This is a genomic window from Mucilaginibacter gracilis, assembly GCF_003633615.1.
GTDB lineage: Bacteria > Bacteroidota > Bacteroidia > Sphingobacteriales > Sphingobacteriaceae > Mucilaginibacter > Mucilaginibacter gracilis.
In genome coordinates, this window is record NZ_RBKU01000001.1 from 6,615,675 (window position 1) to 6,633,855 (window position 18,181).

16 protein-coding genes and 1 pseudogene are annotated in these 18,181 nt (G+C 42.0%); 3 read left to right on the forward strand and 14 right to left on the reverse strand.

Features of this window, described 5'->3' with window-relative positions; all coding sequences use genetic code 11:
* Positions 1-62: 62 nt before the first annotated feature.
* The 14 genes from BDD43_RS29425 to BDD43_RS29490 form a co-directional block, all read right to left on the reverse strand.
* Positions 63-1,103 (reverse strand): FecR family protein, encoded by a 1,041-nt coding sequence (locus tag BDD43_RS29425; protein ID WP_121201782.1) that lies wholly within the window; start codon positions 1,101-1,103, stop codon positions 63-65.
* Between the two features lie 146 nt (positions 1,104-1,249).
* Positions 1,250-1,822, reverse strand: a complete 573-nt coding sequence (locus tag BDD43_RS29430) for an RNA polymerase sigma-70 factor (protein ID WP_121201783.1) — start codon at positions 1,820-1,822, stop codon at positions 1,250-1,252.
* Positions 1,823-2,446: 624 nt separating this feature from the next.
* Positions 2,447-3,667 carry an alpha/beta hydrolase gene (locus BDD43_RS29435; protein WP_121201784.1) on the reverse strand — a complete coding sequence of 407 codons (1,221 nt, stop codon included), beginning with the start codon at positions 3,665-3,667 and terminating at the stop codon, positions 2,447-2,449.
* A 300-nt stretch (positions 3,668-3,967) separates the two neighbouring features.
* The gene (locus tag BDD43_RS29440) at positions 3,968-4,858 is read right to left on the reverse strand and encodes an SDR family oxidoreductase (RefSeq protein ID WP_121201785.1); all 891 of its coding nucleotides are present in this window, start codon (positions 4,856-4,858) and stop codon (positions 3,968-3,970) included.
* Between the two features lie 75 nt (positions 4,859-4,933).
* The gene (locus BDD43_RS29445) at positions 4,934-5,515 is read right to left on the reverse strand and encodes a Crp/Fnr family transcriptional regulator (RefSeq protein WP_121201786.1); all 582 of its coding nucleotides are present in this window, start codon (positions 5,513-5,515) and stop codon (positions 4,934-4,936) included.
* Between the two features lie 538 nt (positions 5,516-6,053).
* Positions 6,054-6,392, reverse strand: a complete 339-nt coding sequence (locus BDD43_RS29450) for a zinc ribbon domain-containing protein YjdM (protein WP_121201787.1) — start codon at positions 6,390-6,392, stop codon at positions 6,054-6,056.
* Between the two features lie 834 nt (positions 6,393-7,226).
* Positions 7,227-8,474: a delta-60 repeat domain-containing protein gene (locus tag BDD43_RS29455; protein ID WP_121201788.1), complete on the reverse strand. Its 1,248-nt coding sequence runs from the start codon at positions 8,472-8,474 to the stop codon at positions 7,227-7,229.
* Positions 8,475-8,485: 11 nt separating this feature from the next.
* Entirely contained in the window at positions 8,486-9,370 is an 885-nt protein-coding gene (locus BDD43_RS29460) for a hypothetical protein (RefSeq protein ID WP_147425765.1), read from the reverse strand.
* Between the two features lie 17 nt (positions 9,371-9,387).
* Complete coding sequence (locus BDD43_RS29465; RefSeq protein ID WP_147425766.1) at positions 9,388-10,245, reverse strand: hypothetical protein; 858 nt, start codon at positions 10,243-10,245, stop codon at positions 9,388-9,390.
* Positions 10,246-10,397: 152 nt separating this feature from the next.
* Positions 10,398-10,595 carry a hypothetical protein gene (locus BDD43_RS29470; RefSeq protein WP_121201791.1) on the reverse strand — a complete coding sequence of 66 codons (198 nt, stop codon included), beginning with the start codon at positions 10,593-10,595 and terminating at the stop codon, positions 10,398-10,400.
* Between the two features lie 65 nt (positions 10,596-10,660).
* Positions 10,661-11,233, reverse strand: a complete 573-nt coding sequence (locus BDD43_RS29475; protein ID WP_147425767.1) for a hypothetical protein — start codon at positions 11,231-11,233, stop codon at positions 10,661-10,663.
* A 96-nt stretch (positions 11,234-11,329) separates the two neighbouring features.
* Positions 11,330-11,890, reverse strand: coding sequence for an outer membrane beta-barrel protein (locus BDD43_RS29480; RefSeq protein ID WP_121201793.1), 561 nt, complete (start codon positions 11,888-11,890; stop codon positions 11,330-11,332).
* 8 nt (positions 11,891-11,898) lie between these two features.
* Positions 11,899-12,939, reverse strand: a complete 1,041-nt coding sequence (locus BDD43_RS29485; protein WP_121201794.1) for a CsgG/HfaB family protein — start codon at positions 12,937-12,939, stop codon at positions 11,899-11,901.
* Positions 12,940-12,948: 9 nt separating this feature from the next.
* Positions 12,949-14,451 carry a DUF5018 domain-containing protein gene (locus BDD43_RS29490; RefSeq protein WP_121201795.1) on the reverse strand — a complete coding sequence of 501 codons (1,503 nt, stop codon included), beginning with the start codon at positions 14,449-14,451 and terminating at the stop codon, positions 12,949-12,951.
* Between the two features lie 255 nt (positions 14,452-14,706).
* Here BDD43_RS29490 and BDD43_RS29495 point away from each other — a divergent pair.
* The 3 genes and pseudogenes from BDD43_RS29495 to BDD43_RS29505 form a co-directional block, all read left to right on the forward strand.
* Positions 14,707-14,988: pseudogene (locus tag BDD43_RS29495) on the forward strand (response regulator); the annotation flags it as partial.
* A 647-nt stretch (positions 14,989-15,635) separates the two neighbouring features.
* On the forward strand, positions 15,636-16,088 hold the full coding sequence (locus tag BDD43_RS29500) for a hypothetical protein (protein WP_121201797.1): 453 nt from the start codon (positions 15,636-15,638) through the stop codon (positions 16,086-16,088).
* Between the two features lie 236 nt (positions 16,089-16,324).
* Positions 16,325-18,154: an ATP-binding protein gene (locus BDD43_RS29505; protein WP_121201798.1), complete on the forward strand. Its 1,830-nt coding sequence runs from the start codon at positions 16,325-16,327 to the stop codon at positions 18,152-18,154.
* Positions 18,155-18,181: the final 27 nt, after the last annotated feature.

Consider the following 18,181-nt stretch of genomic DNA (forward strand, 5'->3'; position numbering starts at 1 on the left):
AATAATTGTTTTTTCCATGTGGGCTGCTTTAGGTTTTATTGGTTATTGAACTATATAATTGGTTATTGTTTATTGCTCTCCATCACAAAGTTGCTACCATTTACGCTGTAGTTTGCATTGAGCGTTTTTTTAAGCATCTCCATAATGGCGGGCAGGTTTTCGTTGGTAAAGTCGGCTTTCAAAAAATCGGTGTTAATGCTCTCGTCCTTTGAGCTAATGTTTACATTAAAGCTTTTATTTAGCGCTTTAAATACTTCACTTATTGGCGTATTGTTAAACGAAAGGCTGGCTTTTTTCCAAATTCCCAATGAGGCATCTTTGATCTCCATATTCTTTTTAAGGTCATCGGCAGCTTTATCATAAACGGCTTCCTGGTTGGGTAACAGCATAACCCCTTCGCCGGCGGCAAGCATGTTACTTGTACCTGGTTTAGTTTGCTGCCCGGCTACAGATACCGAAACTTTACCGGTAACTACATCTACACGAGTAATTTTATCGGCCGCGTAAGCACGGATTCTGAAACTTGTACCCCATACTTTGGTAATTACATTACCTGTCGAAATAGAGAAGGGGCGTGAATGATCTTTGGTTACCTCAAAAAATGCCTCGCCGGTTAGTGAAACCTTGCGGCTGTGTTTTTCAAATGTTTTGGTATAAGTTAAGGCCGATCCGGGACTTACCCAAACCCGGCTACCATCTGATAAAACAATATCTTTAATTGCCTTGGTGGTATTGCTAAAAACCTGCTGCGTGTTTGTGGCTTGCAGCGTTTTATTGATATGCTGAGGTTTTAGTTTGATAAAAAACACCGCTATCAAAATCGCGGCAACGCCCGAGAGCCAGTACAATATGGTTTTTAAGCGGCTTGTTGCATTACTGGTAATTGTTACTACTCCATCGCTTTCTGCTGCGTTAATGTTACTGCTGATAGTTTGCCACATCAGCAATTTAAAAAGTTCCTGTTCGCGGGCCGAAAGCTCATTAACATAGTCCCGGTCAAGTTCAAACGACTCATACCAGGAAAGGATCATATCCTTTTCGTGCTCATCACAGTTGCCTGCAAAAAATTTTTCCAATAGCTCGGCAGGTAATTTTTTTTTCATTCAGGAACTTGTTTTGGACAAGAGTTAATATTGGTTATATAATAATATGTAACCTGACTAAGGCGCGTCCCCTACTCTTGTTTAAAATATTTTCGAAAAAAATAATGGAATACGTACCGGCGTATTTTTTTAGGTGGGGGATTTGATTACCTAAAAAGGAAAAACAACATAAGGATATTAAGGTGTACCTTTAAAAACCGCAATGCTTTGGTAAGGTGGTTCTCTACCGTTTTTTCAGAAATGCCTAAAAGCAGGGCTATCTCTTTATTGGTTTTATACTGGTTACGACTTAGTTCAAAAACATTACGGCACTTAGGTGGTAAATGGGTAACCTCGGCCTCAACACGTTCAAGCAGTTCTTTATAGTAATAATTTTCTTCGGTAGAGTTATCAAAACTATTGTTAACCATTAACAAAATCTCACTGTAAGAGTTACGTACTGCCTCGGCCCGTTTATAGTTGAGTACCAGGTACCTAATAGAAGTAAACAAATACCCCTGCAGCGATGAAACTATTTTAACCTGCTGCCGGTTAATCCAAAGGCTGGTAAAAAAATCCTGCACAATCTCTTTGGCTGTTTCTCTTTCTTTAAGGCGTTTATAAGCGGCAGCATAAAGTTTAAGCCAGTACCGGTTGTAGATCTCTTCAAACGCGCTGATATTATCCTGTTCGAAAAGATCGATCAATTCTACATCCGTAAGGTCACAAAACTTCTTCATTCTTTACGATAATTAGCAACACATACCGCCATAGCTAAACTATTGTAACCCCAAACTATAATAGTTGAATTAAAGGCAACAACTCCAAACATGACTACTTTAGTACTACTATTACTTAGGTTATAACAGTGGCAATATAAGCATATTTTTAAATCGCGATACTGAAATTAAAAAATAATTGTGTTTTACACACTAATTAAAAAATACTTGATATGAATGCCTTACCATGTGAACAATCCGAGGCTAACTTTGCCTGGAGATAAATTGGCGATGATAAAGACGGTCCGCGTACCCAAACAAAGTTCGGGTTCAGCCACAATCACCTGCTATGAAGGCCGGTAGGTATAAGCCACGCATTTCTGCCGGTATAACTGGTTTTTATTCCTTTTAACTCCGGCCATTAAAATAGTCGCATCAACGGTTTGATTCCGGAAAACTTTGACCATATTAATTGCCTTAATTGCGTATACAACTCAGTACTCCAAAGCGCACAGAATAGTCTGGTCAAGCCTCCCGGAATATGCACGTTTAATCGCGGGTTTGTTCTGAAAAACTATTTGGTTCAAATTGTACTGTGGCCGATTTATAATACTACTTTTTGAAACTGATAGACCGCTTAATATATTATTTCTGCAACTCTAACAAACGCAATTTAATTTCATTTGACGTGGGATTCAACTCGTTGGCTTTTTTGTACGAAGCAATAGCTTTTTGTTTTTCTCTTTTCATAGCATAAGCAGCGCCCAAAGCCGCAAAAGCTCTTGAAGAAAGCGGGTAATTAATTGTATTCATTTCCAGTAGCTTAATGCCGTTGTTTAGCGTCGCAGGATTTCTTACTAACCATTGTGCCCAGTCGTTGAAATATACTTCGTCGGGCAAAATCAGATACCCAAACTTTTGCGATAATCCGCTATAATGTCTCATAATGATCTCCGCATTGACCTCTTCATCACTTACCGGAGGAAGCTGCCATTGCTTGTAGATAAATCGAAGTCCGTCATAGTATGACTTAATAGGAACAGTCATATGGCTCTCACTCGGATAGGGCTTATATTCGAAATCTAATCCTTTAATGTTTCGCTTTTTGAGTAAGGAATCAAACTCTAAAACAGCGGTATGAAACGGTGATTCAGGTGAGGAAGAATCTTCATTGCCATCGCTAAAAAAAAGCGTCTTCGATAAAGTTGATCCCGCTTTCAATTTACCATCCGCGAGCTTCAGAAGGAATTTGTGATCCCACCAGAAGGATGGGCTCACGGCAATGTATGCCTCGAACATTTCCGGATAATTAATCAGGCAGTTGATGGTTGTCAGTGCTCCGAGTGAGTGTCCCGCAAAAATGCGGTAAGGTTGAGTTTTGTAATTTGAATTGACATAAGGCATTAGCTCTTTCTGAATAAATTGAAAAAAATGCTCATTTCCTCCGCTGTTCTTATACCGGGAATTAGCAGTGGTATCTGGTTTTCCAGAATAATCAGCATTGCTGTGAGATGGAGTAAGATCGCGGTAGCGGTCGGTATTTGTTATCCCTACCACAATCAGTGGCGGAATAACATTCACATCCTGCCGACTGAGATATTTCGAATATTCTACCATTTGGGCGAAATGATTGTCAGCATCCAGAATATAGATCACCGGATATTTTCTCTCTGAATTGGCAGAATCCTTCGGTGTGTAAATCAGTATTTTTCGATCTTCGTTAAGAATATTGGAATGCATCGTTACCACTTCCCCCTGATCAGACTTAATTGGTTCTGCCTTTTGAGCATTTGCTTTAAATGAAAAAAGTAGAGGTACAATAAAAAACACGAATATAAAATGCTTTTTTAGGGACCTGGATTTCATATGATTTGGAATGGTGAATTAACTTCAATAATAAGGTTTTTCTGGATCATTAACCCGGTTCAGTTGCTGTAAAGTTTGCAAACAATTTGCACGCACTTTGAAAGGACAGGAAAGTTAGGGGCAACAAAAAACCCATTAGATTATCTCTAAGAGGCTTCTGTTAATGTGGTGGCTACTGTACAAATCTCGAACAATTTCCTGTCTGATTTGCGTTTAATAGCAGATTTAGACCTATAAGTTTTTTGGTCTACTATTGAGTTAACTTCAATCGTCGGGTATCGTAACTCTTATCGTTAACCATTAATAATCGAATTCTGCTTTATGTTTTTTGATAAAATCAGCAAGCTTTACAGGTTGTTTCCCTGTAATTTCGGGAAAATTATCAAACGTATCGTCAGCACCGGGGATTGTTCCTGCTGCATATCGTTTCCAGTGGTCGTATACACAACCCATGTAGGCCATTTCCGCACCGGCGTTTATCATATTTTGTAAAAACACATCGGGAGAAAGTGGTTCATAACGAAATGGTTTGCCAACAATGCTGGTCATTAAAGCGGCCATTTCATTAAATGTTACAGCATCATAGCCTAAACGATAGATTTTACCTGCGTGGATTTCTGGATGTGATAAAGCTAAAGCAGCTACCTGTGCAACATCTTCAACATCCACCCAACTCAGGCGGGCGCCTTCAACATACGCATGTATTATACCATTTTCGATTGCCTTTTTACCGCCGTAACTTAATATGTTTTGCATGAAAGTTTCCGGACGTAAATGAGTATAAGAGAATCCAGCCCATTCAATATATCTTTCGATCAATTGGTGCCAGGCCCAATGGGCAACGGTAGTATCGTCACGGCCACAAGCACCTAAGTGAACTACGTGTTGAACACCTGCTCTTTTTGCGCTATCTAATATTGCTTTACTTTGTCTTAGCATATCAACGGTGTATCCGGTAACAATTAGTATACGATCAATACCTTTTAATGCTGGTAAGTGTGTGCTTTCATCATCAAAATCAAGTATCACGGTTGCTATTCCTTTTTCAGTAAAAGGAGCGGCCTTTTCCGGTGAGCGTACTGCCGCAACAATTTCTATATCTGTATTGGATAACAGGAAATCTATAGTCTTACTGCCGACCTGCCCGGTGGCTCCGGTGATGAGTATTTTGGGAACTTTTGTATTTGACATAGTACAAAATTACCGGTTACCAAACTTACGGCACTTGATCTAAATCAGAAAATACACTTGATCCAGATCAAGCCATTACTTACGCTGTGCAATATTTTTCTTGATGCGGCTGAGAGTTTCCGGCGCAAGGCCGAGATAGGAAGCGATGAGGTTTTGAGGCACCCTTTTAACCAGTGCCGGGTTGCTTTCTACAAGATTGATGTATTTTTCTTCCGCGGTGTGTGTGGTGGAACTAATTAGTCTGCGCTCTTTAGTAAAAAGGCTATTTTGAAAAAGAATACGAAAGTACCGATCCATCTTGGGAACTTTCAAGGTCATTTCTTCAAAAGCCTGCTGTGTGATTATTAAAAGTTCAGATTCTTCTAATGCATCGATATTAATAATAGCCTTTTCACCTGTAAAAAAGCTATACATGTCCGAAGTCCACCAACCTTCCCAAGCAAACATATTCATATGTTCTTCGCCTTTGTCATCTACATTATACGACCGTAGCAACCCTTTTTCTACAAAGCATAAGTATTTGCAAACGTCTCCTGCCTGAAGCAGGTATTGCCTTTTTCTTAGTTTTTTAGGGATAAAAAATGTGTTGATGATTTCCTTTTCCTCTTCGGTTAGTAAAATTTTTTTCAAAAGATGTGAAAACAAAACTTCAAACATTCGCAATATATTTTTACTATGAAACTTCCGATTGAGATATTCAAATGTAATCTTTATTACTCAACGATGAGATTGAATGTTCCAATAGATAACGATGCGATTAACTTATATATAGTTATATAGCATCAAGATAGGCCAAATTTATTCTGAAATTTCGTAGAATCAACGAAACGCTTCTAAAAAAGAGAACCCACCTATAAAAATAGCTGGGTTCTCTTCAGTAATGTTCGGTAATACCGAAATTTCGTGGTGGCTACTGTACAAATTTCGAGCTATTTCTTGTCTGATTTGCGTTTAATAGCGGATTTGGATTTATAGTTTTCAGGATTCACTTTTATCCTCTAATATTTAAACAATAGCCGACCATGAGAAACTACAAGGCCCACAATATTTAAAGCTTGTGATTGTCATGCAGCCCGCCATTGGCACAGGCAAAACGACACAAAAAAGATTGTAACGCGCGCTGATTCTGATAGGTAAAAGCCGCTTTTTGTACTGAATTGCAGAGCGTTGAGCGATCCAATTTACAGAATGGGTATCAGGCTTTTTTAACGAATTCGGATTTGAGCGCCATCGCGCCAAAACCCTCGATCTTACAGTCGATATTGTGATCGCTGTCCACCAAACGGATATTTTTGACCTTGGTGCCAGCTTTGATGGATTGGGAGGTTCCCTTTACCGGCAGGTTTTTGATCGTCACTACCGTATCGCCGTCCACCAGGATATTGCCGTTGCTGTCTTTTACAACAAAACCTTCCTCAACTTTCGTCTCTTCCGCAGCTTTCCATTCATGCCCGCATTCCGGGCAAACCAGCAAGTCTTCAAGTTCATAAGTATAAGGCGATTGGCAGATGGGGCATGGTGCAAGTTCAGTCATGGTAATAATTTATTGAGGCGCAAAGGTAATAAATCTTAATTCCTGAAAAAATTGAATAAGCACTGCGGGCTATTTTAATTCTGCTTGATCCCGAAAAGGGACCAGATTTAACTAAAAAAGGCCTTTTCGTTAGAAAAAAGCCTTTTTTTAATCTGTGGTGGCGACTTTACAAATCTCGAACCATTTCCTGTCTGATTTGCGCCTAATAGCAGTTTAGACTTATAAATTTTTTGGTCTATTTTATAAAATCAGATATTTCGATAAATGAATTTTCTTTTTGTAACCGCCAGAGAACCTTTAACCATTGCCGTATAATATTGCAAAGCTTCTTCCGAGACTTGCAATATTATACGCATCCATAAATCAGTGTTAAAAAAAAGAATTTGATAGACTTATATTTTTGGATAATTGAATGTCCGCAGAGAATTTACCGATCAAAACCTGATAGACTCCACGCTTAAATGTACATTTTGGATAATTAATATTACAAACTCTAAACCAACAAAAGACAAAATGTTCAGGTAGATGCATTTAGCAATTCAGGTTTTCTTCTCACAGTTATTCGTACCATTGAATTAATTCAAACCGTTTGGACGGAGATTGATTTTGGAAATACAAGGTGGGTAATACCTGGAGACGAAAATGAAAAAGGATAAAATGATTCCCGAAAAAAAGCAAAAAGAACTGCAAAAAATTATCGCCATGCAATAGACCATCCGACAGAAAAGTGAGCAACGAAAACGGAAAAGGTAACCACTCAACATAGAGTAGCCCAGGCAATCGCTTGGTCTACTGGCATTAGATATTAAGGGGATGGTTTATTTAATCGTAAAACTATTTGGTTATTCTGATAACTGCACGCCCTGCCGGATCGGTAAAGGAGCCGGTGAGAATATATTTATCGTCACTTTGTTTAATAACTTGTGTTACGCCGCTATTCGGAAAACCAAGATTAAATGTCTTATCAATAACGCCATTGTTGCTATATAATCTGGCATAACCGTCGCCGGAACCATTTAAATTAAATCCCCTGCCTGCCAATATTCGATTATCAGGTAAAATCGCGATACTGTTAATCGCCGAGTTGTAAAATTCCGATGTGCTGAAATTGAAATCGATGGAGCCATCCGTATTCAGCCGTGCAACTTGAATATAGTTATAAGCCCCATCCCTTATCGCAGAATTTACTATGCCGATAAAATCGCCGCCTATAACAATTTTCCCATCCGATTGCAAAGCAACGGTATTGATAGAACCGATTGCGGGGCCAAGCCTGCCTGTAAGTGTTTCCTTGAAATTAAATGAAGCATCTACGCTGCCATCCGTGTTTAGCTTTGCTATATATTGCCTTGCCGTTACACCGCTACCCCAATAAAACGTGCCAGTAACATAAAATTTCCCATCACTAAGCGGCAAAAGATCATTAAGAAAACTTGTGGTCAAAACATTCAAACGAAAAGACGGGTCAAGCAGGCCATTATAGGTAATCTTGATTAAATGATTGTAATCCGTGCCTGCAGTAATAAGCGTATTAAACTGCCCTTCAATTAATACCCTATCGGAGCCTACCACAATAATTTTTCTAATAGTCGGTAGAATATTACTGATTTTGTTAAAGTTCGGCGAGGTGAAGCCATTGTCTAATGCACCCGTGGCTGTAAGGCGTACAAGGATTTTTCTTGTACCGTTAATTGTAAAATCGCCACCCAACATGATTTTGCCATCATTTAAGATAGCCATTGCCGAAAAATTATTGATTACCCAGGTTTTATCAACATCGATATTAAAACTATTATCTATTCCGCCATTCTGATTGAGGCGATAAACCTTATAAGGATAATTGCCTGCCGAACCAAAGCCGCCTGCAATAACGAGTTTTCCATCGGGCTGTAAGGCTGCAGCAAAGCAGCTTCCGCTAATAGACGAAAAACTGTTATCGATAACAAGAGGCTGCGTAGTAGATGGATTGTTATTACTATTACTGTTTGACGGATCGGGATTGTCTTTTTTACCGCATCCGAAGCAAATAAAAGTTAATGTTGTTATTAAAATATAATTTCTCAAATATATGATGTGCTTCATGTTGTTTTAAATTAATTGTCGTTTGATGCTAAATATTTTGTCAATTTATCCTCAACGTTATAGCCATAGGCTTGTAAATCGGCATTGCTCATTTGAAAATAAGTTTGCCAGAATGAACGGATATTATCTATCTGTACGGCATTTCTTCCGGTGGCACCGATAATAAAAACTTTACATTTTTTTAAATCGGGCATCTTGTTGGATGATTTTAATTCCTGTAAATATTTACCGGCCTGCCGATAATTTAATGCAGCCCTTGAATTAAATGAGCATTCGGGCGTGTCCTGTATCATGTCGCTAAGAATAACGATCACGTTTTCTGATGTATAATGCGTGCGTCCAATCACAAAATTCTTGCATTCCTCCCATTGGCTAATCTGAGGCGTAACTTCCAGCATGTTATCCGTCTGTCTTAACGCGCCTAAAATATCGGTGTAGTATAAATAGTCCCTTCGTTTGATGCGCTGATCGCGCAAGGTGCTTTCAATAACAGGTTGTTTATTTTTAATATAGGCTGCAATCCTTGTCTGAATGCTGTCCTGTGCATGCGCAAAGCCATCATTTTTCCTGTTGAATTTGATACCCGTTAAATCTTCATAAACCAGTTTAACTGGCTCGCGAACCGAAGCCTGGTCGATCGGCATGACCGTTAAACAATCATTGGGCCCCATAGAAGCGAATATATCTTTATCAACCACGTTGATGTAATTGTCTAATACTTTTTCAGAAGAGCTTGCAGAATAATCCAGCAAAACGGTAATAACCCGCCGTTTCTTTTCACTTAGGCTGCATCCGCTGCATAATATACAGCTAACTAAAACGATAGGTAGATAGTGCGATATTAGGGTTAGGGAACTTCCTTGAAGCTTCCTAATCATTAAACGTTGATTGACCATGATTTAAATTGATGCGGTTACTTCTGGTTTTCCTGTAATTCTTTTAAAATAAGCTTCACCTCGTCCCCGAAACGATTTAAGGCTTCTGCAAAAAACATTTCGGAGTTGCGGCAATAATGCGTTTCTATATTCTCTATTGGGATATTATTCTTGCGGTTATAATTTTCCTTGTATAACTTAAATCGCACAAAAACATCCCACGCTTTACGGGAGCTATTTTCAACAACGTTTTTAATGTCTTTCATTGTTGCAGTAATACTCAGGTTAAGAACATGATACATTTTCTTTGCTTCATGAAACCGCTCGGTATTTTTATATAGTTTTCCATGTTGTTCCGAATGCCATTTGAAATATCCCGCAATAATGGGCAAGGACATCGAAAGAAGAATAAAACCGTAAAAAAGGATGTCTATCCCGTTGCTTTCCAAATCTTCTGCGCGTTTTTTTGCTACACCCAAAATGGCAATTTCCACCGCAACCAATAAAATTGGAAGGAGGATAAGACTTATCAATCTTTTGGTTTTTTCTGTTTTTTCGAAATACGCATCATCTTCTATCTTTGAAAGTCCCCCCTTGATGCGAACACTTTCACTCGGTAAAAGGTTAAAAAGAAGGGCATCGGTAACAAGCATCGCGGCAACGGCCAATATGATTGCTATTCCCCAGCGTACCAAAAAATACAACAAACCTTCTCCCTGAATGAAAATTAATGTTGAAATATAATTAAGGAAGATTTCAAAAATAATGGCAACATATACCACGATCATTCTGGCGCGCGATTTTGACCGTTTCAATGCGAAACTGCCGTCATCCATCCTGTCAAGGCTGGAACATTCCGCATATTCATCTTTTCGTTTTGCCCTCTCTTCTTTCAATACTTTTACATACGTTGTCAAGATATTGGCCTTTTTTACCGCCGCCTTGCTCACATATCGATTGATGCAGCGTTCGGCAAATAATTTTATTCCGTTTAGATTTTGGAAGAATTGCCCGTAAAGCAATCGGTATAAATGTTTCATCGTGTCAATTAAATTTTAAAACGTTTTCGCCTTGTTATATAAAGTTTGCCCATCGAAAAAAACTGGGTAAATCCGGCTGACCAATAGCCCCAGCGCAATGTCCAAAATGTGCCAAACGGGGTATTATAAGTCCTGAAATGATGATAGCCTCCCGAATGCAGCAATTTAGTCCAAATCCATCTATTGAGGTTTCGTATCTTGTTCATCGTTAAAATTTAAAAGTTAATCCCAAATTCAGATAGCCGAGGCGTAGCCAACTTCGGCCCATGCCTCAAGTTTTGGCGTTTGCTTTCCCAAACGCTTTCCCTTCCTTGTACACCTCCGAGACGAATCCTTTTTCTTTAGCGGTATCCTTCGCTGCCGTGGCGATGTTATCTTCGGTCAGGGGTTGGCCGTTGTTCAGTAATTTCTCCAGGGATTTGATGTAGACTTTACCCGCTGCATACATCACGCCGACATTCACTGCCGCGCCGATGGCCATGCCGCCAATGGTACCGATGCCAGGAATGAATTTGAACAGGCCCTCGGCTGCCAAACCCAGGGCAAGGGCAGGTAAGGTCGACACGATATTGCCGATCACACCGCTGGCGATGGATTTCAGGGCGTTTTCGGCAAAAGATATCCCCAGGACCTTGTTGATGCGGACGTACATCGTCCAGGTGTTAACTGCCAGACCCGCCAGGTCTGCCCCCGGGATGGGGATCATCGCGATGGCTAGGCCAGCCAGGGCATGTTGTTTAACAACGTCTGAAAGTTCGCGCGCTTTAGCGCTGCTGCCGAAAAGGTCTACTTCCTTGTAGAGATCGACCACCGTGTGGGCGATGTGTTTGTCATGATGTCCCATAATATTACTTTTTTTAATAGTGAATAATTCTTGGTTCAAACGCCGAAAAGCCACTTCCAATCAAGGAAGCGGCCCTTGCCGGCAAAGGTTCGGGTCTTAGAATTTAAAGGCCAGTCCTACATTTAAAAAGGACAGGCTCTGATAGCCCAGTTCGGCATATACGCCGGCCTTAGGGCTGAAAAAATATTTGCCGCCTGCGAAAGCGCCGAAACCTACCGCGCTGGCTGCCGAACCGCTGTAACCGGTATTGTCGCTGACGCTGACGATCACATAGCCTAGGCTGGCCCCGCCATAGACATCGAATTTGCTGTCGAGGTCGAGTATGTCGTTCAAATGGTAGGAGCCGCGGGCACCGATATAGGTCGCGTTCTCTTTAAAACTGTAAGCCGAGCCGAAATAGGCATAGTTGAACTTCGAGCTGGCATAGGATAACTGCCCGCCGATGCTGATCTCATCTGTTACGCCATGTTCATAGGAGATTGTCGGATTGACCGGAAATGAGGACGAATAACCGCTGCCGAAAAAAGGGCTGCCGAGCCCGATACCGACATTTAATAAATTGTCGCTGCTGCTGTAAGCATTGGTCGTTTTTTGTGCCAGAACTTGGGTAGCGCCCATTAAAAGAAATGCGAAAAGGATAAATAGGTTTTTTTTCATGTGTATAATTATTTGACTTTAAGTTCGATCTTATCATTGGTATAGCCCGTGACCTCGTATTTCGTGCCCAGTTTATCGCTCAGGGCCGCTAAAAAGCTGTCGGCATCACCTGTGTGGGAAACAGTGTAATTGCCCGTTCCGGAGGACAGCCCTTTCTCCATCGACTTGTATCCCGGCAAATGGGCAATGATGGCCGCCACAGCGTTGAAGCTGGTGAAATTTGCGCCAACCAGCGATATTTCTACTTCCCGTTCCCCCTTAGGGTCTTTAGTTTGGTTGCCCGGCACATTATCTACGGTGATGTTGAGCGAGTCTCGGACATGTACCATTAAGCCAACTGCCTGTAGGATGCCGTCATCAACCACGGCGGCTATAGCTGGATCGCTGTTGGCGGTAGACACCAGGCCCAGCACCGAAACATTGCCCGAGGCTTTTGACTGCGCGCGGATCTGCCGGGAGAAGATCACATCGCGGGTTTCCGCATTGATCAGTTTTAAAATGAAACCCATCTTAACGATCTTTTTGCCCGCGCCAACCCCGGCGATGTTCACGCCTTTACTTTGCATGCTGTATTCGGTCACTTCCCCCGTCGCCACGATCTGCGGCCCGAGCTGCCTTCCGGCTTTGGGTGCTTTCTTACTGCTGTACTTACTATCTGAAGCATCAATTTCATTAGTCAGGTCCTTGTTATTGGCCAAGGTTTCCAACACCCGGAAACAACTAATACTTTGCAATGCATCGGTGAGCCGCGCGGCCAGGTTGTCGCCAAGGATAGGCGGGATCGCATCCGCCCGCTGTGCTGGCGCGCCGCCACCAAATATGGTTGATAAAGCTTTAAGTCTGTTATTGGCATTCGCGTTCTGTTGCACGGTCTGGTCGTCGGTCCGCGTGGTCACATTGAAGCGGGTGACGCTTACCCGGGCACGTTTATCCAGCGACATGGAGGCGCACTGCGTTTTGATTTGTTCGAAAGAGATCCCCTCTTTGGTTTGCGCGAAAGCGGCTGGAGCGGTGATCAGGAAGAATAAGAGTATCCGTAATTGTTTCATATGCTTTGATTATAAACCTTGTTGATTGGCCAGCAGGTTGCCGGAATAACTGTTGCCCGCGAAATTGGGTGTCACCCCCTTTTTATAGATGATCCCATAACCACCACTATTCGTCACCGTACAATTGGTAGCCCTGGGTGCGGTCGCCCACGAACTACAGGACGGATAAAAGTTAATACCACCTTTGGTATCGCCGATGCAGGCCGTACTGGCATTAGGGATATGCGAGCCTCCGCCATCCACCACGCAGTAGTCCAGGATATTGGCCGGATCATTATTGCCGAGCGATAATCCTAGCCAGATGCCATTACCCGATTTATAGCCGACGAAACGGATCGGCGCGGATGCTGTCCCGCTGGCGATCAGTGTACCACTGCCTCGGTACTGGTTGTCCAGGTTAAAGCCAGCATCCGTATAGAACTGGAAGGTCACGCCCGGGCTGATAGTCATTTTTTGGTGCAGTTCGATACTCCCCACCACCAGGTAGGGCAGCTCAAGCTTCTGCACCGTCGAATTCGCGTTCAGGCCGTTCACGGCGTGCAACTCTATATAGGCCTGTCCGTTACCCGCGTAGTGGCTGGCTGCATCCAGTTTGCCGATCGCATCCATGGTGATATTGAGCGCGGCATCCGAATTTCCGGTGAACGTATTGTTCTGGAAAGCAGCGAAAACTGTCCGGGTGTAAGAAAATCCATTATCCGAATCCCAGATCCCGTAACCTTTGTTATTGCTAAACGTGCAGTTCTTGATGGATACCTGTGTATTGTGCAGAAAGTAAGCGTCATCTGCGATCAGCAGCCCGGCGGGGTATTGTCCGCCGCCCGCGTTCTGAACGGTCACATATTCCCATTGGTTCAGATTGTTTGGCGAATCCATCTGAATGCCGGTCCAGGAGCCCTGAGTATTTGTTTTTCCTTGAAGAATGATCGGTTTGGCAGCCGTACCGACCATGTTCAAAGCCGATCTGCCGGTTACCGTTATACCGGTAGCAGCACCGTCGAACAGAATCGTTACTCCGGGCTTTATAGTCAACACCTGGCTACCGCTGAGGGTAATATTACATTTAATGATATAGTCCACTCCGGCCCCAAGGTCCTGCAATACCGCTGGTACATTGCTACAGTCGATCGTTTGGGTCATCGCCTGGGCTACCTGCACACTCACCGTATAGGCTTGTGTACTTCCGTCCTCTGCCGTTACGGTATAAGTCACCGTGCCGCTAAAGTTCTGTACGGCCCCGCTGGCCGGGGAAACAGTTGCTTTTTCGGCTACCTTGACTGTTGGCGTTAAAACGGTTAAATCGACGCTTGCCGGAATCGTCAAAGTGATGCGGTGCGTAACCTCATCGACAACTCCGGTGACTGCCGGACTGAACCCTGCCAGAACGAATGACGTGATCGTCTTAGCCGAACTTTTAGTCGGCTGTGCATCATTCGATTTGCTGCTACAGCCCCAGATGAGAATGCCGACAGCAAGTATGAATACAGCGAACAGTAAAAATTTATTTTTCATTTCCACTTGATTTATCTATTAAAAAAATCCTTTTATTTGAAAAAAGCTAAACCATGAATTTCAATGGTATTTTAAAATTAAGACAAAGCCAAAAGCTAAAAAAAAGAGGTTTCCTGACGCGCGTTTTCATGCTCCGAACGGAATGGAAGGGTATCCGGACGAAATAGGAGTTAACGAAATTTGAATTGATGGAAAATTTGAAGATATTGATCGTCTAAGACGAAAAGCTCATAGCCGAATCGCTCAGGCCAGGGAACTCTGGATAAACTCCACCCCGGCGTCGCCGATATAATTATCATGGACATCAATCTCCATGGCAAGATGAACGGCGTAGATAAATCTATTGAATTGCGAAAGATCAGCACCGTGCGGATTATCTATGTCATCGATAACAAGGACGAACACATGCGAAAGAAAGCTATCTACGAAACGAACACTATACAGTATATCACCAAGCCTTTTACACGGCTCGATATCTCGGTAGCAATTAATCTGGCCATTAAAGCGCTCAAAAAACACGACCTGAAAGTCAAATAAGTAACGGCCGCACCCTATATACTGAACAGGTGTATCTTCATTAAGGACGGCGCAGCCTGTCTTATCCGGCTATAGGTTGACCTCTTCGAAAAGCGAAACCTGATAGACATAAATCCCGTCATGGGTTAAAGCTTTTGCCCGAAGTGACGGGTATTGAAGATTTGGGCGCTCCCGCTGGAAAAAGCGAGAAGGTCCAGATACAATCTGCAATTTTTCGTTAATGTGTTGCCATTTATTAGATCGGTCACAAAATAAGCGAATACGCACAATTGGGAAAGCAATTATCTAATCACAAAATAAGTTGCCCGCATGGTAAGAGTATCCTGTTCCCTGCCGCGAGACATACAATTCGGCATGCCAGAGCAGATGTGATCGACACCATCCAATAAACCAGGATACAAATTGCTATACAGTTTTCCAATTAGGCAAGGGGTGATGCAATGTTTTTAATATGTAAAAACATTAAAATGTATAACCTAAACAAAAATTTATCAACCAATAGCAATATACAAGCCAATATATACCGCCCGCAAACATTCCATCACCCTTCGGAAACTATATCCTGACGCCGCAGTATTTATTGGTAAATTTGAGTACAAAAAAACACAGCGCGATTGTTTTTTATGTTGAATTCACCTCTAAAGTGAATGCATTACGAAGAACGCATAATGGTTAATAACGCGGAAAACAACATGAAACCTTATCATACTTTTGCCATCGCACTTGTATTGTGCGCATTTGTAACAAGGGCGCATGCCCAATGTCCGCTAAATATTGATTTCGGCCTGGGCAATTGGCAATGTTACCGTGGCAGCACTAGCAGTTCGGGAAACAATAATGTTATTACCGTTTCGCCAACAGTTAATGTGCATAAAATTGTATCCAGAGGCACGTTAAAAAATCCTTACGGTGGTTTCTCCACATCGCCACATGGCGGCGGCGGTTACAGCGTTAAACTTTGCAACGATGATACTGGGGCCGAAGCCGAGCGCATCAGCTATCAGTTTACGGTTCCGGCAACGCAAAAAAAACATTGTGATCAGTTATCAATATCGGGCAAAAAAACACTATTACTTTCAGAATCGGATGAAAAAAAATAACGACGGACCAGATTTTGGAAATTAAGTTGTATATTAAAGGGAAAATTGTTTCGCTTGGTCCGGTTAGCGTTAAGCTCACCACGGCAGGCTAAAACACCATTAGTTTAGTTAAGCCGTATTATTGTCTTGATTAAACTACCTTTTTTGTTAATTAACCTTACGATATATGAAATAGATTTTCGCAACCGTTTTAATGTTACGTAATTGGTTCACCTAAGCCCATTGTTTTTTAACCTATGCCACAACAATTACCCACTATTTCGCTCCCCGCTACATTTAAGGTACAAGCTGTTACACTATATTATATTTTCCGGAAATGTATAAATAAAGAAAACAAGGCCATGTTAAACACCTCTATTGAGCCAGAAGAATGGGCTTTGCCGCTTTACCTCAAAATGGACGAATATTTTCATAAATCGGGCGAATGCGGCGAGTGGTTTGATGCTTCAACAAACAGCAAAGTCAGGTACCTTTCAGCCACTTTTTTAAAAGCACAAAAAGCATTACTTGAAGATGAGCCAAGGGAAATGATTGGCATAAATAAAGCAAGTTTTTTACCGATATTGGTGTATTCAGGCTTTGCAGAAAAATTTGCTTTTTTGAGAAGGTGGCTGGAAGATGAAAGCATTACTGAATTATTTACAATAACTACCCATATCAACGGCAAAAAGGAGTTTACCCTCTCTGTTAACGAGGAAGAGTTTGACCGCAATATAAAAGCCGGCTTGCCCATTAATCCATTAATTACTACACCTCTTGCGCCGCCGAGGCCGAAAGCCGTAGTTGAACTACGCGTTGACCTTCCTATAAAGCCCGTTTGTTTTTTTGGCAGGGCCGATATGCTTTATAAACTGGCCCAATTTTTTTCCAACCCGCATCCCCGGGGCAAAACGCTGCTTTTAAGCGGCGTGGGTGGTATGGGCAAAACATCGGTAATGCAGGAGTTTTTGCATGATGAGCGTTGCCAGCACTTTTTTAACCGGATTGTTTGTATGGTGATAGACCATAACCTGCCTTTCGCCTTTATATCAAGCACCGCCAGAGCACTCAATATTTATGACCGCATCATGCTGATGCCTAACGAGGAAACTCAGCTGCGTGGTATCGTTTCAGAAATGAGCCGCCTGGGTGGCGAAAACCTTTTTGTAATTGATAACGTGAACGAAACCGATATTCACGACCTGCGCGAAATGCGCTATTATTTTGACCAAACAGGCTGGCGCTTTTTAATTACCTCGCGAACCATCCCTGATGGGTTTTTATTTGAGGAGGTAACCGAACTTGATTTAAAAGATGCTAAACTTTTGTTCACGTATCATTTCCGACCAGATAAAGTCGACAAAAATGATCAAAGACGGACGATTCAAAATCTAAACAGCATTATTAATGATGCTGAATTTAACTCCAATCTGGAGAAGCTCTTACTGCACATTGTAAGCCATACGTTGCTGACCGAACTATTGGCTAAGTATAGCCTTAAGCGAAGATTTACAGTAAATCAAATTTACCAGAGCCTTTTGGAAAAGGATTATATACACCCTGATTTTTCCTCGGAAGTAGATCCTGGCGTTCATGGAATGGGCAAAAAAATATTAAGCCCCTTACGCTTACATACCTATATTTTGGGCCTGTTTGATACTGATTATCTATTTAAAAAAACAGGCGATAGCAGCACGGATAGTGAAAACGAAATGAGGGCCATTATGCTGTTGTTCTTCTCGATGTTACCCTCAACCGATATACCGATCAACGACCTCGTTACACTTTTTGGAATTGAACGGTCTGACCAGGTAGATTTTGAAATCCGTTTAGACGAACTCAGGCAAATGGGCTGGCTGCAAAGCAAATATCTATGGGGCGAGCGGCCAGATCAAATGGATCTACGTTATAAAATGCACATGCTGGTACAAAAAGTTGTTGACGAGAAGTTGTCGGATCCCCTAATAAAAGGCACCCCTCTGGTTGATAACATTGCCGGGATATTAGGCAAACACATTGCAGATCCTGAACGGTTTCACGCATACGTAGATAGCATTTTTAGATGGTATGAAAAACGTATAGGTTAGCAGGCCAAACAAATAATTAAACTAAGC

Excerpts from the sequence above, each read along its gene's own strand:
- BDD43_RS29425 (WP_121201782.1), bottom strand. The coding sequence starts at position 1,103 with ATGAAAAAAAAATTACCTGCCGAGCTATTGGAAAAATTTTTTGCAGGC.
- BDD43_RS29430 (WP_121201783.1), bottom strand. The coding sequence starts at position 1,822 with ATGAAGAAGTTTTGTGACCTTACGGATGTAGAATTGATCGATCTTTTC.
- BDD43_RS29435 (WP_121201784.1), bottom strand. The coding sequence starts at position 3,667 with ATGAAATCCAGGTCCCTAAAAAAGCATTTTATATTCGTGTTTTTTATT.
- BDD43_RS29440 (WP_121201785.1), bottom strand. The coding sequence starts at position 4,858 with ATGTCAAATACAAAAGTTCCCAAAATACTCATCACCGGAGCCACCGGG.
- BDD43_RS29445 (WP_121201786.1), bottom strand. The coding sequence starts at position 5,515 with ATGTTTGAAGTTTTGTTTTCACATCTTTTGAAAAAAATTTTACTAACC.
- BDD43_RS29450 (WP_121201787.1), bottom strand. The coding sequence starts at position 6,392 with ATGACTGAACTTGCACCATGCCCCATCTGCCAATCGCCTTATACTTAT.
- BDD43_RS29455 (WP_121201788.1), bottom strand. The coding sequence starts at position 8,474 with ATGAAGCACATCATATATTTGAGAAATTATATTTTAATAACAACATTA.
- BDD43_RS29460 (WP_147425765.1), bottom strand. The coding sequence starts at position 9,370 with ATGGTCAATCAACGTTTAATGATTAGGAAGCTTCAAGGAAGTTCCCTA.
- BDD43_RS29470 (WP_121201791.1), bottom strand. The coding sequence starts at position 10,595 with ATGAACAAGATACGAAACCTCAATAGATGGATTTGGACTAAATTGCTG.
- BDD43_RS29475 (WP_147425767.1), bottom strand. The coding sequence starts at position 11,233 with ATGGGACATCATGACAAACACATCGCCCACACGGTGGTCGATCTCTAC.
- BDD43_RS29480 (WP_121201793.1), bottom strand. The coding sequence starts at position 11,890 with ATGAAAAAAAACCTATTTATCCTTTTCGCATTTCTTTTAATGGGCGCT.
- BDD43_RS29485 (WP_121201794.1), bottom strand. The coding sequence starts at position 12,939 with ATGAAACAATTACGGATACTCTTATTCTTCCTGATCACCGCTCCAGCC.
- BDD43_RS29490 (WP_121201795.1), bottom strand. The coding sequence starts at position 14,451 with ATGAAAAATAAATTTTTACTGTTCGCTGTATTCATACTTGCTGTCGGC.
- BDD43_RS29500 (WP_121201797.1), top strand. The coding sequence starts at position 15,636 with ATGCATTACGAAGAACGCATAATGGTTAATAACGCGGAAAACAACATG.
- BDD43_RS29505 (WP_121201798.1), top strand. The coding sequence starts at position 16,325 with ATGCCACAACAATTACCCACTATTTCGCTCCCCGCTACATTTAAGGTA.